Annotated in this window: 14 protein-coding genes; 9 read left to right on the forward strand and 5 right to left on the reverse strand. The window is 49.0% G+C overall.

Features of this window, described 5'->3' with window-relative positions:
• The 4 genes from AOA63_RS05720 to AOA63_RS05735 all read left to right on the forward strand — a co-directional run bounded on the left by AOA63_RS05720 (position 1) and on the right by AOA63_RS05735 (position 3,584).
• Positions 1–1,467: a leucyl aminopeptidase gene (locus AOA63_RS05720; RefSeq protein ID WP_053958799.1), complete on the forward strand. Its 1,467-nt coding sequence runs from the start codon at positions 1–3 to the stop codon at positions 1,465–1,467.
• 148 nt (positions 1,468–1,615) lie between these two features.
• The gene (locus AOA63_RS05725; RefSeq protein ID WP_053958800.1) at positions 1,616–1,834 is read left to right on the forward strand and encodes a hypothetical protein; all 219 of its coding nucleotides are present in this window, start codon (positions 1,616–1,618) and stop codon (positions 1,832–1,834) included.
• A gap of 61 nt (positions 1,835–1,895) precedes the next feature.
• Positions 1,896–2,975 carry a glycosyl hydrolase family 18 protein gene (locus AOA63_RS05730; RefSeq protein WP_053958801.1) on the forward strand — a complete coding sequence of 360 codons (1,080 nt, stop codon included), beginning with the start codon at positions 1,896–1,898 and terminating at the stop codon, positions 2,973–2,975.
• A 9-nt stretch (positions 2,976–2,984) separates the two neighbouring features.
• Positions 2,985–3,584 (forward strand): hypothetical protein, encoded by a 600-nt coding sequence (locus AOA63_RS05735; protein WP_053958802.1) that lies wholly within the window; start codon positions 2,985–2,987, stop codon positions 3,582–3,584.
• Here AOA63_RS05735 and AOA63_RS05740 read toward each other — a convergent pair.
• The 3 genes from AOA63_RS05740 to AOA63_RS05750 all read right to left on the reverse strand — a co-directional run bounded on the left by AOA63_RS05740 (position 3,523) and on the right by AOA63_RS05750 (position 6,046).
• Positions 3,523–4,119, reverse strand: coding sequence for a DedA family protein (locus tag AOA63_RS05740; protein WP_082343773.1), 597 nt, complete (start codon positions 4,117–4,119; stop codon positions 3,523–3,525). The two genes, AOA63_RS05735 and AOA63_RS05740, sit on opposite strands and share 62 nt — an antisense overlap.
• Positions 4,120–4,232: 113 nt before the next feature.
• On the reverse strand, positions 4,233–5,468 hold the full coding sequence (locus tag AOA63_RS05745; RefSeq protein ID WP_242848283.1) for a D-alanyl-D-alanine carboxypeptidase family protein: 1,236 nt from the start codon (positions 5,466–5,468) through the stop codon (positions 4,233–4,235).
• 50 nt (positions 5,469–5,518) lie between these two features.
• The gene (locus tag AOA63_RS05750; RefSeq protein WP_053958803.1) at positions 5,519–6,046 is read right to left on the reverse strand and encodes a transcription repressor NadR; all 528 of its coding nucleotides are present in this window, start codon (positions 6,044–6,046) and stop codon (positions 5,519–5,521) included.
• 80 nt (positions 6,047–6,126) lie between these two features.
• On the opposite strand from AOA63_RS05750, the gene AOA63_RS05755 reads away from it, so the two are divergent.
• Genes AOA63_RS05755 through miaA form a run of 4 tightly spaced genes read left to right on the forward strand, consistent with a single transcriptional unit; the run spans position 6,127 to position 12,092 of the window.
• Positions 6,127–6,882 carry a hypothetical protein gene (locus tag AOA63_RS05755; protein WP_053958804.1) on the forward strand — a complete coding sequence of 252 codons (756 nt, stop codon included), beginning with the start codon at positions 6,127–6,129 and terminating at the stop codon, positions 6,880–6,882.
• Positions 6,879–9,437, forward strand: coding sequence for a DNA mismatch repair protein MutS (gene mutS, locus AOA63_RS05760; RefSeq protein ID WP_053958805.1), 2,559 nt, complete (start codon positions 6,879–6,881; stop codon positions 9,435–9,437). Before AOA63_RS05755 ends, mutS begins: the two co-directional genes overlap by 4 nt.
• On the forward strand, positions 9,434–11,161 hold the full coding sequence (mutL, locus tag AOA63_RS05765; protein WP_053958806.1) for a DNA mismatch repair endonuclease MutL: 1,728 nt from the start codon (positions 9,434–9,436) through the stop codon (positions 11,159–11,161). The genes mutS and mutL overlap by 4 nt, the downstream gene beginning before the upstream one ends.
• A complete protein-coding gene (gene miaA / locus AOA63_RS05770) occupies positions 11,145–12,092 on the forward strand; it encodes a tRNA (adenosine(37)-N6)-dimethylallyltransferase MiaA (RefSeq protein WP_053958807.1) in 948 nt (315 codons plus the stop codon). The genes mutL and miaA overlap by 17 nt, the downstream gene beginning before the upstream one ends.
• On the opposite strand, the gene AOA63_RS05775 is transcribed toward miaA, so the two are convergent.
• On the reverse strand, positions 12,089–13,033 hold the full coding sequence (locus AOA63_RS05775) for a LysM peptidoglycan-binding domain-containing protein (RefSeq protein ID WP_053958808.1): 945 nt from the start codon (positions 13,031–13,033) through the stop codon (positions 12,089–12,091). The two genes, miaA and AOA63_RS05775, sit on opposite strands and share 4 nt — an antisense overlap.
• Before the next feature lie 70 nt (positions 13,034–13,103).
• Positions 13,104–14,402 (reverse strand): MFS transporter, encoded by a 1,299-nt coding sequence (locus AOA63_RS05780; protein ID WP_082343774.1) that lies wholly within the window; start codon positions 14,400–14,402, stop codon positions 13,104–13,106.
• On the opposite strand from AOA63_RS05780, the gene AOA63_RS05785 reads away from it, so the two are divergent.
• A complete protein-coding gene (locus tag AOA63_RS05785) occupies positions 14,373–16,385 on the forward strand; it encodes a prolyl oligopeptidase family serine peptidase (protein WP_053958810.1) in 2,013 nt (670 codons plus the stop codon). The genes AOA63_RS05780 and AOA63_RS05785 overlap by 30 nt on opposite strands.
• The last annotated feature ends 155 nt before the right edge of the window (positions 16,386–16,540 follow it).

Below are 16,540 nucleotides of genomic sequence, written 5' to 3' on the forward strand. Positions count from 1 at the left end.
GTGAAAGTGCAGTTAAAGGTCGATGACCGTTTTAAGGTTCCCGCTGAACTCGTGGCAGTAGGAGTCTATGAAAATGAGAACGGGACCGACCGAGAACATATTCCTGAAGCCTACCAAACCCTTTTAACCGATGCCATGGCACGAGGGGAATTTGAGGGAAAATTGTTACAGACCCTGACGGCATTGCCTATTCCCGGTGTACTGACCCGGCGCGTGGTATTTATCGGATTAGGAAAACAAAGTGAATTGACGACCAATGTTGTACGAAAAGTTTTTGGACAACTTGCCCAGATTAGCGAAAAAATGAAAGTGCAATCGGTGGCAGCAGGTTTACCGCAAGGAAATTTTTCAGAAAAAGATGCTGCATTGGCTGCGACAGAGGGATGGGTCTTGGGATCATGGAAATTTGCAGGATATCATCAAGAACCTGTCGAGCGGCATGTTGCCGATCTCTATTTGTCCAATATTGGCCATGTTGAATCGGCGCAAGATGGTGTCAACATGGGTTTAATTGTGGCCAATGCCCAGAACTATACACGGGATTTAGGATTTCGCCCGTCCAATAAATTGTATCCAGAACTTCTTGCGGAAGAAGCTGTGGACGCAGGGCGCCGCCATGGGTTTAGTGTAGAAGTATTTGATGAAACCCGCCTTAGGGAATTGGGCATGGAGGCCTTATTAGGGGTCGGACAAGGCAGTGTGTATCCACCGCGTCTCGTCGTGATGCGTTATGATGCCCATGCCGATAAGACTTTAGCCCTTGTCGGCAAGGGTATTACCTTCGATTCCGGCGGCATTAGTTTGAAACCATCTGCCGGAATGGAAGAAATGAAGTATGACATGTTAGGTGCCGCAGCTGTTTTAGGTGCGATGTGTGCGATTGCTGATACTAAACCGTCAGTGAACGTTATCGGTTTAATGGCCATTGCTCAAAATATGCCATCAGGCTCGGCTTACAAGCCCGGTGACGTCGTTCGGGCCTTTAATGGGAAGACCATCGAGATTACCAATACAGATGCGGAAGGACGCGTCGCTTTGTCCGATGCCGTTAGTTATGCGGCATACTTGCGGCCCAATTGGATTGTGGAAACGTCGACCTTGACCGGGGCCGTTTTGGTCGTGTTGGGTCATGAGGCCACGGGACTTGTCGCGGACGATGATCACCTGGCGTCCCAGGTGATCGAAGCCGGGGACAGGGTAGGCGAACGCATTTGGCGCTTACCCATTTATCCCGAATACAAAGAGCTGTACAAATCAAAAGTGGCGGATATTAAAAATTCGCCCGGACGGGACGCTGGCACAATTACCGGGGGCATGATTATTCGGGAATTTGCGGGCGGTATTCCCTTTGCCCACTTGGACATTGCCGGAACAGCATGGACGAAAGAAGGACCACTGAATGCCGTGGATGGTGCCACGGGCGTGATGGTCCGCACTTTTGTGGAATTAGCCCATACGCTCGCCTAAGTGTCTTGCTGCCTCATACCAATCCCCTGGACCACTAAATGGTTCCAGGGGATTAGCATTTTGCGCTCCCCAGGTCAGGAATATTTTCCCAGGCAAAACGGTATACTAGGTCAAGAACAACCATATGGCGGAAAGAAGGGACAAAGAGATGTATCGCGATCCGAATGAAGAAATTATCCGGTTACAAGGAGAGATCGCGGCGTTGCAGGAAAAACTATTACGTCTTCGGTCTAGCCGCCGGATTCTCATGCATTTATTAACCGTACAAAGCCAAGAAAAACAATGGCGAATTCAGCGGCTTGAACACGAAAATCGTCTTCTGCGGACCCGTCTTCGCCAGTATCATGCACAGCACCCTAGTGGCTGAATGAACTGTCTGCTCCCGACCATACTACAAGAGAAAGATTATCAGGGACGGGGGAAGACATATGATGGACAAACCGTGGGAAATATGGTGGCGTGAATATAAACATTGGGTCGCGTGGGGACTCGGCGGTCTTTTGGTCATAATGTTGTTGATTGCCTTGACACGCCATCCATCACGCGTCAACCCGTCGTCATCTTCATCGCACTTTCAAGTAATTGGATTTTATCAAAACTATTCGCCGGGTAGTGGACATCCCGGCTCGGAGACTTCTTTTCAAGCTCATATCAACCAACTTACTACAGTAAGCCCTCGCTGGTTTCAGGTTAATCCCAGTGGAACCGTTACGGATATCGGCTATGACAATTACGTTGTCCAACTCGCGCATCAGCATCATGTTGCAGTGGTCCCCCTGTTTACTAATGCGGGAGGCAGTTCGCAAGTCCTATTGACGGCCGCCTTGAGGCAACAAGCCATTACAAATATCTTATCGATCGTAAAAAACGATCACCTTGATGGCGTCAATATCGATTTTGAATTACTTAAGCCCAGCGCCCGAACAGGTTTGTCTTTATTTGTGACGGATTTGGCCAGCAAGTTGCATGCCTTGCATAAAACTCTTGGGGTCTCTGTGTTTCCGTTGGTGGGATTACCCTATGCTATCAATGGAGCCGATGATTATCCAGCTCTGGCGAAGGCGGCTAACTATTTGGTGGTAATGGTTTATGATCATCACTATAGCGGGGGACCACCTGGTCCCGTAGCCCCTTTTGGGTGGGTTCAAGACAATATCAAGGCTGCATTGAAAAAGGTTCCTGCCAGTAAAATTGTTCTGGCAATCGGCATGTACGGTTATGACTGGGTTGATAACGGACGCGCAGGTCCCGCCAATACAGTACCTGATGAAGAGGTTCCCCAGTTGCTCCGAAAATATGGAGTCCATGCACACTATAATTATCTGGATTCTCAAAACTGGTTTACTTATACTGCCGCCGGGGGCGTCAAGCATATTGTATATTACATGGGGACACGTTCGGCACAGGCACGCATTAATTTGGCCCGCCACGATCATCTGGCAGGAATATCGTTATGGCGCTTGGGGTTCGAAGAGCCGAGTTTTTGGTCCGTAATTCCACGAAAGTAGAGGAATAGCGTGAAGGAATTTTGGGTGTTGGGATTGGCATTGCTTGTCGGATTTCAAGGTGGCACGGCGCTATATCAACAAGGACGTATCGGGCATCATCTTTCTACCGTGATTGCTTGGATTCTCACGTTTATGCTGCTATTTGTCTTGTGGCATACTACAGCGAGTGTATCCCTACAAGGATGGTGGTTTGCTGCCGGTCTCATCCTGGTGACAAAGGCGGCCATGGACATCCATCAGCATCAAACAGCCAACCGGATCCTGACGGCCACGTGGATAGAACCACTAGAAGCCTTTGGCACCCTCTTCATGTTGATGGTTGGAACCAGTGATCTGGTGGGAATTTTCGCGGGTTTTCTGGCTGGGCTTGTTCTGCCCTTTGCACTGCAAGATTGGTTAAATCCATTGGCCTGGTGGAGTGAAGTTCTTCGCATCGTTAGCTTAGGAGCGGTGGGGCTTGAAGACTTAAGCCGAGCTCTTTGGCCTTTATCAATGCCCCCCATTCCCCATGTTTGGTGGATGATTCCCTGGCTCATTTGGTGGGAAATTAGTGATTGGCTTTGGCACGACTTTTCCACAGCATGGCCAGCCAGGCCACGAAGAGAATAAGAACGAATCCTGCAAAATATTCACCGAGCTTGCCAATGTGCTGCCAATTATGACCAAGAACAAATCCAATATAGGTAAATAGCACCGTCCATGGCAACGCACCTAATAGAGAGAAAAGCAAAAAGCGTCCAAATGGCATGGCTGCAACGCCAGCGGGTAAGGAAATGTAGGTGCGTATACCGGGTAATAGCCGCCCAAAAAAGACTGCGCCATCACCGTGCCGCCTGAACCAGGCATCTGCGCGATCAATTTGCTTGTGATGGATGAAGACGTAACGGCCATAACGTTCAATGAGGGGACGCCCGCCGTAACGAGCTATCCAGTAGGCAAATACAGCACCAAAAATTCCCCCAAGGAGCCCGGCCAACATGGCTTCTAATAGTGTGGCACGATGTAAAAAGACGAGATAGCCTGCATAGGGTAAAATGATTTCCGAAGGCACTGGGATATAAGCGCTTTCTAAAAACATACCAATAAATACGCCCATCACACCCAGCGCTAAAAGTCCATTGGTAATACTATGCACTATCGCCACGGTTAGTCTCCTTTTCGTTTGTCGGTTTTTAACCAGCACCACGCATTTCGCTCTGCGAGAATACCTTATGTTTATGAAAAAATGCTGAATATCGAACAACGCTGGGGCGATTTTTACCGCGAATCACTGCCTCGTAGATGCCATGGATTTACCCTCAAGGTTTTCCTCCGGCGATAGCGATGGCGAGAGAGCAATTTTATTAAAATCATCACAGCTACAATCGATTCCACCCACTTCCAGCGCCAGAAGGGGGATTGGTGATATGGAGCCATGGAGGACAAACTGATGAGGGGTAACGAACCAACATCTTGTCCATTAATAGTGACTTGAACCGAGCCAACCATTTCATTGCGCGTGATCGGTTTGGATACAAGGTGCGTGTCGGGGACAAAGTGAAGGACGGGATGGATCGATTCGCCCGGATAGGCCAAATAGTTTAAATTTGCCCCACTTTTCACCAATATCGGGCGATGGCCGATGTCAACCGTACCCAGAATTGCTCCAGCCTGGATGGGATGCACTAATGAAAAATGCTGAAATCCCCAGCTCAATAAGTTGGCGGCGTCGGGCCATAAGCCTGCTGGTGTATCTTTTAATAAGACTTCAATGAGGGTAATACCGTGACGCTTGGCTGCGCCGACAATGGTTTCATCAGCTTCGATGGTATATCCAATTTTGACCCCAATAGCGCCAGGGTAGGTATAGAGCAGACGATTTTGATTGTAATAAATTCGGGGAGCAGGATCAGGTGGTAATGACGCGACTTTGGTGGCCACGATTTGACGAAAGATGGGATTAGCCATAGCATGCTCGGTGATAATGGCCATGCCTAATGCGCTCACGACGTGATGAGGATTGGGGAGACCACTGGGATTGGCAAAATGAATTCCCGGCGCGTGCCACCTGTGTGCCGTCTGGTTCATCATGTGTACAAAATGAGAAACGGTTCCCCCAACAGTCTGCGCAATGGCGTAGGCGGCATCATTACCCGAGACCATCATCATCGCGCTTACAACCCGGGGCATGGGGTACGCCTGTCCGGCGCGTAGATAGCAACTTGATCCTGGTTGGTTTTGGGCTTGAACCGACACCCGCACGGTTTTGTTCCAGCCGTGAGTAATGGCCAGGTAAGCTGTCATAATCTTGGTGATGGATGCTGGATAAAATTCTTGCCGGATATGGCGACCATAAAGTATCTGGCCCGTATTGGCATCCACCAAAATGGCTCCCTGGGCGGATAGTGACGGAGGACTTGGCGGCACAGTGGACGCCGCATACACAGATGTGGACAGAGCAAAAGTGCTCAGTATGGATGTAAGGGCTAATGCAATTCTCCGTCTTGTGTTCAACCTATGACAGTTCCTTCCCGCGAAAATTCCATTTGTTTATTTTACCCGCGTTATGAAGTGGCTTGCAATAAAAATCCTTTATGCGCGAGAGCCCATTTTGCACGTTCAATTGTGTCGGGCGTCCCTTCGAGGGTGTGTAGGTGTACACCATCGGTGAGCTCCGATAGCAAGCTTGCGCCCATCTGTTGCATGTTTTGCATAAAACGGTCGACGTCATCTAGAGTGCTTAAGTTTAAGTTGCCCACGAGTTCCCCATATAAAGGATGAGCCACAATGACATTAATTACCGTGACGCCGCTATTCACCATGGTGGTTAATTCTTCGCGCACGACCACAGGGGATGAGGCATGTTTCACCGCAACGACCGTGCGGATGCTGCCCGTAGGTTTTTCCCAAAATAAATATCCCCGGGGCGTGGAGATAATAGGATAGCCTTCCGCTCGTAACAGGGCAATATCTTGGACAATGACTTGGCGGCTCACGCCTAACAACGCCGATAATTCATGACCTGCGATAGGCGTTGTGCCTTTGAGATGATCTTTAAGCCATGCTCGTCTTTCCTCTCCGGTCATACTCATGCCTGCCTCTAAACAAGAATTTGCTATAATACTGACACATTGAAGACAGCCGAGCAATCTATCACAGATAAGGAGATACCATGAGTGCCATCGCAGTCTTAAAAATTGGATCGACGACGACGGCTTTATTGATTGCCAAAAATCTCTCTACACCTTTAGTCTATGAGCAATCGGTGGTGAACCTATTTGCCGAGGATGCGTCCATCCAGTTGGAGCAAACCCTGGCACGATTTACGCAACTATCAGACCAGTGGCACTGTCCGAGACGATTGGCGGCGGGGGGAGAGGCGATTCGTCAGTTGCCTCATCTTGCGACATCTATTCGTCACTGGGGATGGCCTCTGTGGCCTGTTGATGGACAGATGGAAGGGCATTTAACGTGGTTTGCTGTAAAAGCATTAGAACCGCAAATGGATTGGATTATTGATATTGGGGGTGGGAGTACGGAATTTGCCTCCTCCCAGCATATTATCTCCCTGCCTATTGGGGCAGCTACTACCGTTCGTCAAATTCCATGGCCTCAAGATATCCACGCCGAAGAGCCATATGTTGTGGGAGGAACAGCCCACGCTCTGTCATTACTCACTGGGCAACGGGTCATGCGCTTGACGGACATTGAAAGCGTAGCGGAACAGATCGTGCACCACCCTGAACGCCTCAATTTTATGGATCCCGTGAGACGGACTATTTTTCCGAATGGCCTTAAGGTCATTCAGGAGATTATGCGACATTATCATTGGTCTAAGGTCACCTATTCCCCTTATGGCTTTCTCCAAGGGATTTGGTTGGCCTGTGCGTTGGGCAAGGATCAGAAAACGGGGAACGGTGATTTATGACCGCGAAACTGACGCCGATGCAAGAACAGTATCAGCGACTGAAACAACAACATCCGGAGGCTTTGTTGTTTTTCCGTTTGGGCGATTTTTATGAATTATTTGGTGAGGATGCAGAAATTGCCGCACCGATTTTGGATGTGCAATTAACCACCCGGGATAAAGTGACGCCGATGTGTGGAGTTCCTTATCACGCAGTAGATCAATATTTGCGCAAATTGGTTGAGAAAGGTTTTACCATCGCCATTGCGGAACAAATGGAAGATCCTCGCTTTGCCAAAGGCTTGGTGGACCGCGAGATTATCCGGGTGGTCTCACCGGGGACCTTTGTTGATGAATCAGACGGACAGCCTACACGCTTTGCTGTTCTCTATGTGGCTAAGCGCGAATGGGCCTTGGTCATCGCGGAATTAGCCACGGGATCGGTGTATTTTACGGAACAACGGATTAATTCCCGCATGACGACCTGGATACAAGAAGAGTGGGAACGGTGGCATCCCCAAGAATATTTGACGAATTGGGAAACGGATGTTGTTTTAGCCGGTAAGGCTGTTGCGGATAGATCATGGTTTAATAAAATCTTGTCGCCTCGGGATTTAGAACAATACTTAGCGCAGAAGTTCGGAACCTCCGGTTTACGTACCTTTGGTCTGGTTGAACATCCTACAGCGCAGGCTGCGCTTTATGTGTTGTGGCGTTATTTAACCGACTTGGAACACCGCGAACCGGTGCACTTGACCAATATTTTGTGGTACCATCCTGGCCAACAAATGGCGGTGAGCGCGAGAACCCTGCATCAATTACATGTGTTATCTAGTGATGGTCCCAGTCTTCTCTCCATTTTAGATAAGACGCTGACACCAATGGGTTCACGCTTGTTAGCATCGTGGTTAGAGCGACCGTTAACATGTAAAAGCCAAATTTTATTGCGCCAACAGGCGATCAAATGGTTTATGACGCAGCTTGCTATCCGTAAACAAGTCCGCGAACGGTTACAAATCATAGGTGATCTTTCCAAAAAGATTTCCCGAGTGGCCCTAGGTATGGCTACACCCAAAGATCTCGTTGCGATTGCTAAAACGCTAGCCACAACATTGGACATCTACCACACGGTACAGGACATGCCACACGATCTTTTACCGGTCTTCCCCTCTTTGGATGTGATTTCAGATATCTTGTTACATTTACGGGTGCTGAAAGAGGACGTGCCTAACAAATGGGATGAAGGCAACATTATTCAAGAAGGGGTTGATCCACAGATCGATCGTCTACGGTCGGTCATTACCAATCAGCGGGAAGCACTAGCGAGCCTTGAACAAGAAGAAAAAGATCGGTCGGGAATTAAAACATTGAAAGTGGGATATCACCGCACCTTTGGCTATTACTTGGAAGTGAGCCGAGGACAAACTCATAAAGTTCCTGATGACTGGAGACGGCGGCAAACTATGGCGAATGCCGAACGGTATACGAGTGATGCGCTACTGGAACTAGAGCGGACGATTTTGGAAGCCCTAGACCGGGTCAAGACGCTCGAATACGAACGGGGTAGAGAACTCCTTTTACTCGTGCAAACGCATAGCGAACCCTTAAACCAGCTAGCCCGTTGGTTGGCAACTTTAGATGTGTATAGTGCGCTAGCTGAAGTCGCGGTCATGCGTTCTTATACTTTTCCTGAGTGGCAGGACAGTGCCATACGAGATATGGAAATCACGGGATTGCGGCACCCCATTTTAGAGACCCTCACGCCGCATTTTGTGCCGACATCGATTACGTTACCTGAAGATCTTCGGGTCATACTGATTACCGGACCGAATATGGGGGGCAAGTCCACTTTCATGCGGGCATTAGCTCTTAATGTGATTATGGCCCACATTGGAGCGCCAGTTGCGTGCGAGCATATGCATCTTCCCGTTTTTTCCGGTGTTTATGCCCGGATTGGCGCGGATGATGACATTTACCGAGGCCAAAGTACGTTTATGGTTGAAATGGAGGAGATGGCGTGGATTTTGCGCCAAAGCGATCGCGAAAGTCTGGTGATTTTGGATGAGTTGGGACGGGGAACCTCAACCTTTGACGGGATGGCGATTGCTCAGGCCGTTGTCGAACGCCTGGCCACCCCTGCCGCCCCTTTAACGTTATTCGCCACTCATTATCATGAACTCACCCAGTTGGCGACGAGCCATCCACGCATGGTCAATTTTACGGTGGAAGTGATTCATGATCCGAAAACCGGACAATTGGTCTTTACCCACCGTATCATCAATGGTGCCGCATCGCGTTCGTATGGTGTTGAAGTGGCTGAATTGGCGGGTTTCCCCAAAACTTTGCTGACACGGGCTCGTCATCTGTTAACGATGTGGGAAGAACAGACGCAAGAATTAACCCAGCCCGTACAACAAGTTACGTGGTTTCGTCCCGATCCCTTAGGACAAGAATTGCTAGATGCCTTAAGACTTCTCGAGCTGGATGATCTATCTCCTCGTGAGGCATGGCAATGGCTTCAAGACTGGCGCGAGCGGGTGAAGCGCTCGAGCCTGGATGAAAGGAGTAGCGGATGAGTCGGATCCATATTCTCGATCCCTTGGTCGCCGATCAGATTGCTGCCGGTGAAGTGGTGGAACGTCCCGCATCTGTTGTCAAAGAACTGGTTGAAAATAGTCTCGATGCCATGGCGAAGCATATTGATGTGCAAATTGACGATGGTGGAAGGCAGCTCATTGCCGTCCAAGACGATGGGCTGGGAATGGATGGGGAGGATCTTGTCTTGTCGGTTCGCCGACATGCAACGTCAAAAATCAAGGTTTTGGATGACTTAACCCGGTCGATGACCCTGGGATTTCGTGGAGAAGCCCTGGCGGCTATTTCCGCGGTCAGTCATACGCATTTATTTTCCCGTCCTCACGATCAGTCTTATGGATTTCATCTGGTGGTTGATGGTGGCAACATTGGCGAATTAGTCCCGACTGCCATGGCGGAAGGTACAGTAATCCGGGTCGAGGAACTATTTTTCAATGTGCCAGCGCGATTGAAAGCTATTAAATCGGCTCATGCGGAACTCGGGGCCATCCAGCAATTATTGCAGCATTATGCCATTGGGTATGCGGATGTAGCCATAACCCTTCGCGATGGGGAAAAGATCTTGTGGCACACAATAGGTAATGGGCAAGTTCAAGACGTTATCCTTCAATTATTTGGCAGCGAAATTGCCGATAGCTTATTACCTGTCCATTACGAACAAGAGGGACTAGTCATCCATGGATTTATTTGTCCCGCTATGAAAAACCGGGGAACACGGCAGGGGCAAAGTTTATACATTAATCGGCGCTGGGTTAACAATTGGGTGTTGCGAAATGCCATTGAAGAAGCATTTCGTCCCCATCTTCCCGAGCGGCGTTATCCATATTTTTGGCTTTTCATTACTGTGGATGGATCGGAAGTGGATCCCAATGCCCATCCGACCAAATCGGAAGTGCGTTTAGACCATGAACGGTTTATTGCTGGAAAACTATACCATGCGGTACAAGACTCATTGGCGGCGCATTCACCGTCGGAACCGTTATCGCTCGCCGCGGCTGAGACGGAGAAGCCCTCACAACTTTATGTGTCGTGGCAAGATTCGGAGTCTTTGGAGCCGTCATGGCGTTGGCCCTCGGAGATGGATGCAGACGCTGTCCCAGTCTTACACGACGAATACAAAGCCTTAATTCCCTTGGCTCAGTGGCAAGCGAAATATATCATTGCGCAAGGCCCTTTAGGTCTTTATCTCATTGATCAGCATGCTGCTCATGAGCGGGTATACTATGAACAGTTTCGCCGTAAGGGCCAAGAAATTCTGGTGGCACAACCATTGTTAATTCCTTATACCTATACTTGTTTACCGGGAGAATGGGCTAAATGGCGCGAGTATCGCGACATGTTTTTAGAAATGGGTTTTGATATCACCGAAGTGGGGGGGACCACCCTAATGGTTCGGGCGATTCCTCAAGGTCTCATGAATTCCCCCAGTGATAGCGGTGGTATTATCCGTACCGTTCTGGAATCCTTAGCTGATGGTTTACACCACCATGATCATCCCATATTTTGGACGCAAGAAACTCAATATGCTTTGGCCGCATGCAAGGCGGCCGTCAAAGCGTACCGGGTGCTAACCATGGAAGAAATGCAAGCCTTGCTGGATATGATGGCCACTGTTGATGATCCCAGGGGCTGTCCCCATGGACGCCCTACGACACTCCATTTGACGTTAGAGGAGGTTGACCGCCGTTTTGGACGAAAGGGGTAAACAGCCGTTACTCATTTTGGCCGGACCGACGGCCGTGGGAAAGACGGAAATCAGCCTTTCCATAGCGCGGGAACTCCATGGGGAGATTGTGTCCTGTGATTCAGGACAAGTTTTTCAAGGACTGGATATTGGCACGGCTAAAATTTCTCCTGCCGATCGTCAAAACATTCCGCACTTTGGTATCGATCTTGTCAGTCCATGGTCGGCTTTTTCTGTTGCAGATTACCAAGCTTACGCAAAGCAAGTGATTACTGAGATTGCTAGCCGAGGCCATCTGCCGATTCTGGTCGGAGGCACGGGATTATGGATTCGCGCTCTTGTTCAAAATTATTTGTTTTCGCCGCAAAATCCCGAGTTATCGCAAATTCTCCGCCGCCATATTCGGATGATTGGTGATGAACATGGCTGGGAACTCATTCGTGAATTGCTTAAAACAGTGGATCCGGCAAGTTATGAGGCTATTGCGCCGCAAGATCATCACCGGCTGACCCGTGCATTAGAAGTGTTCTGGAGCACTGGCAAACCTCTTCCCCGGACCGGTCACGAAAGTCCTTATCATGTGGCGTATTGGGTTTTGACCAGACCTTTACGGGAACTGCATCACCGAATCGAGATACGGACAGAACAAATGATTGCAGCCGGGCTTCCTGATGAAGTGCTGACCTTGTTAAAGCGAGGGGTTCCCCGGAAATCACAAGCGTTATCTGCAATCGGTTATCGAGAAACGGTTGACTGGGCTTATGGCTTGTCTTCGGATACAGAGCGTGACCAACTGATTATGCTGCATACGAAACAATATGCCAAAAGGCAACTGACCTGGTTTCGCTCAGAAAAAATGGCTCGATGGCTGGATTTGTCATTGTTTGGCCCAGAGCGTGTGATTCAACAAATTGTTCAACATGCGCACCAAACCTTTGATTTGTCCGGTTAACGGCAAAATACCTGGTCGCCGATGACAGCTGTGACTGGCAGGCTATTCATCCAGTTATCATAGGGTAATGACGGATTATAGTAAAAGAGGGCACCGTGGGTCGGATCCCAGCCCTTTAGGGCCGCACTCACGGCTAAATAGGCCATCGAGTTAGCGGGACTCCAAATGGTGCCGTTGCTTACCGATTCAAACTGCCCGGGTTCCTCAATAACTTGGGGAATGGTTTTCGGAAAGCCAGGGGTTTTCAGACGATTGAGGACGACAGCGGCCACAGCAACTTGTCCAATGAATGGCTGATTCCCGGCTTCTGCATGCACTAAATGGGCAAGTAAGCGAAAATCCTCCCGTGAATAGGGAAGAGACGAGCTTGTGGGCGAGGCAAGCGGCGCGGCAGGGGCTTGGTAGCTAGCGAGTGCTTGTCCCGTGTAGGGAATGACTAATGTTTGGCCCGGTTGCAGTTTGTCGCTCAATAACCGATTTTCGTGCCATAAGGCGACCAACGAGACTTTAAATTGACGAGCAATGGTATTTAATGTGTCATGGGGTTTAACGACATAGGTTTGAGGAATGAGCAGGGTTTGGCCGGCGTAGATGGTCGTTGAGGTCAAATGATTGAGTTGTTCCAATTCTTGAATCGATACATGAAATTTGTTTGAAATGGCCCATAGCGAATCCCCCCATTGAATATGATACACCCGTGGTGGCCGGGTCGTGGGTTTAGGCATCGGTTTAATAACGGGAAGGGGACGATTTTTAGGAATCGGTGCTGGTTCCACATGTGTTGGTTTGGGTGAATCCGTGGGATTTGACCGGCTGACATTGGGGGTGAGTGTGCCGTGCATTACGGTGGTTAAACTCAGGGCAAAAACCCCGGCAATGATACGAAGCGGCCAACGACTCGCATTTCTAACCCACGTGCGCATAGGCGGCGCTTGAATCATTCACATCCCTCCGTCATTAGTAAATTTAGTTCATGATATGATCCAAAAGTGGAAAACATGTCCAAATCCTTTACAGTCTCAAGGTCATGACATAGGCAATGGTGGTGAACATGGTGGCACTTAAATAAATTGTGGCCATGCCATAGGGCCAAAGCATGCCCATGCCTAACGCACCAAGAGACAATCCAAAGTACATGGCCGCATTATTCCAGGACAAGGCTAACCCTTTTGCACCTTTGGCACTAACCAATGCTTTAAGGACAGGAGTATATGAGGTCACCAGTGAAAACAGCAATAATCCAAGCCAGAGGAACGCTCCCCTCCAAGGGTATCTCAATCCTAGTAAAATCAATGTTTCTGCAAGGAGGGCCCAGCGGATGACCCGTAAATGGCCAACGCGATCACTCAGATATCCAGCTCCTAAAGTGCCTAACAACCCAAATAAACCAAAAGCGATCATGAAGGCTGTCAAACGAAGGGGACTAAAATGATAGGATTGCGTGAGATCTAATGGTAGATAGGTGTAAACGGCTCCAAAACCTGCATATGCGAATGCAGTGACCAGATAATTCACAGCGAGACGGCTGTCAGGACAAATGCTTTGGTTTTGGTGACTGGTATCCTGTTTTGACACGGTCCAAAATTTCCACGTGACACCCCATGATAAAAGGCTTAAGACAAAGATCAGCCAAAACGCGGTAGACCATGTCCAAGCGTCGGCGATGACTAGCCCCAAGGGAATTCCTAAAAAGGTCGCGGAAGAAAAACCCGCGGAAGCAATAGACATTGTTCGTCCCCGGTGATGAATTGAGGTAGTATCAGCAATATAGGCATAAAGACTGGGCGTAAAACCTGCGGCACCCACCGCAGCGATGGCCCGACTCCAGAGCAGATAGCGAAAGGGGGGCTCGAGAGCTGTCAGGAAATCACCTGCCAGAAAGAGTCCTAATCCCAACAAAGCCAGGCGCCGCCGTGTGTAATGGTCGGCAAATACGCCCCAGAGGGGAGAGGAGATGGCATAGGTTAGAGCAAATACGGTGACGAGGAAACTCACCATATTAGGAGGTTGGTGATATTGTCGGGAAATGGCTGGCAATAGTGGCGAGACAATGTATAAATCCAACCCGATGACAAAGGTTTGGCCAAAAAACCACAAAGGATGAAGTTGCCGTGGAAACGGAATAATCGCCCCGATCGCCCCCTTAACTCGTCTCCTTAAAACGCCATTAGGATGACAAAATGACAGGAAAGATATGTATTGAGGCAGGAAAGGAGTCAATAGTCCGCGAATAAATTCTTTAATGAGATAGCTAGAAGTCATAAATTGCCCGGGGGTTGTATGACGATAAAACACGATGATGACCAGCATGGATTTGTGATTTATGATCCCTTTCGATTTTTAGAAGACGATACAGAGGACACTAGGCACTTTGAGGCGGAACAGCATCAAAAGACCATCAGTGCTTTGCATGCCGATGCGTTTTGGGAGCCCATATATCACCGACTTGATACCCTCATGACGCATGAGGAGACCCATGTACCTCAAGTCCGTCAAGGCGTCATGGCTTTTGTACACCGTAAGCCCGGAGCGAACCAAGCGACCTTAGAGTGTCTTTCCCCAGGTCACTCCCATTCCCAAACCATCTATGACCCCAATCAAGCCGAGCATCCGCAAGCGATTGACTGGTTTACCTTGTCCGAAGATGGAAAGTTTGTTCTCTTTGGTGTTTCCAATCAAGGAGACGAATGGAGTACATTATATATTTATGATTGGACGCATAATCTGCTCTTAGATGACAACATTCCCGGTACACGCTGGGCTTCTGTATTTATGACCATGAATCACGCAGTATTTTATTATACGCGCTATCCTGTCGATGAAAGCGGTCGTCCACAGTACTATGGTCAGCGGGTTTATTGTCATCGGTTGGGCACGGATTACGCTGATGACATAGAAGTGTTTTCTGACCCCGATCCCACGACAACATTTCGCCTGAGCGGTGCTGAAGATGGTAGCCAACTTGTCATTGAAACCCACCGGGGATGGACCGCTAACCGGCTGTCATTACTTACATGGAAGATGGACGATCTAGAAACAACGACCATCATGCCTGTTGACATTTTTAGTGGGACTAGGGAGCGACTTCAGCCATTTTGGCGTGGCGGGGAATTATTTGGCCTTTATCATCATCCTAGTGAGCCGTCTCAAATATGGAAATGGAATCGTTCTGAAAACCGGTGGGCCACATTATGGGTTTCCTCGCCCGCTGAGCCCCTTCAATCTGTTGTGCCGCTTGATAGCGGCCTTGTGCTTCTGTATTTTAAGCAGGCCCGGTGCCATTTGGCATTTATTGACAACGATGGCGAAATGACGCCTATCGATTTGCCTCATCACGGTGTGGGAACAGTTATAGGACTGCAATCAGACCCGGAACATGACCGCTTTTTTATCGAATGGACTTCTTTTGATCAGCCGCCCCAAGTTTATACATGGGCTGTCTGGGCTCCCCAATTAAAGTATTGGGGAGCCCAGACCAAAGGTATCGAGGGAATTCGCATCTGGCAGGAATTTGTAAAATCAAAGGATGGTACCTTAATTCCCATTTTCTTGGCCGAGAAAGATGGTGTCCCAACCGGGGTCCGTTCAGCCATTGTGGGAGGATATGGAGGATTTAATATTGCTTATCAACCTGCTTATTCTCCGGGAATCCATCTGTGGCTCGAATCGGGCGGATTATATGTCGTTGCCGGATTACGCGGTGGCAGCGAATTTGGTGAGGCATGGCACCAAGCGGGTATGCGGGAACGAAAACAAAATGTATTTGACGATATGGTTAGTGTTTTGCGTCATTTAGTAACCCAAGGATATAGCCGGCCCGATATGATGGGGATTACTGGACGTAGCAATGGGGGCTTGTTGACTGGCACCATAGTCACGCAGCACCCGGAATTAATCCGTTCTGCCATCATTGGCGTGCCCTTATTAGATATGCTTCGCTACGACCGGTTTTTGGTGGCAGCGTTATGGAAACGTGAATATGGAGATCCTAATAATCCGACCGATTGGCAGTGGTTGCAACGCTATTCCCCCTATCATCATGTGGTTCCTCATACAAAATATCCCGCAATTTTAATTTTTACCTCAGCGCATGACAATCGAGTGCATCCGTTGCACGCCAGAAAAATGACCGCGCGTCTACAGCAGGCCACTGGGTCATCTTATCCGGTTTTTCTTCGAATTGAACCGCAAGCCGGTCATGGCGTAGGAAAAACTCGCAAGCAACAACTAGAAGAAGAAACCGATATCTGGACTTTCCAGTTTCGCCAATTAGGACTTTCTCCGAAGACTTAATTAACGCGGCCTTTGCCTTAATGGCGTCGATCGCAGCAGGTCATTGGCTTGCCTCAAATATCTTTTTGCATTGGGGGGAAGGAGCTGCGGCTTCAAGGCCCTTCATTTCGGGTCTTTTCCTGGACAGGCAGCATTTTCTTTTCCCAAGCGTATAG

Origin of the sequence: Sulfobacillus thermosulfidooxidans (assembly GCF_001280565.1) — a bacterium.
GTDB classification, from domain to species: Bacteria; Bacillota; Sulfobacillia; order Sulfobacillales; family Sulfobacillaceae; genus Sulfobacillus; species Sulfobacillus thermosulfidooxidans_A.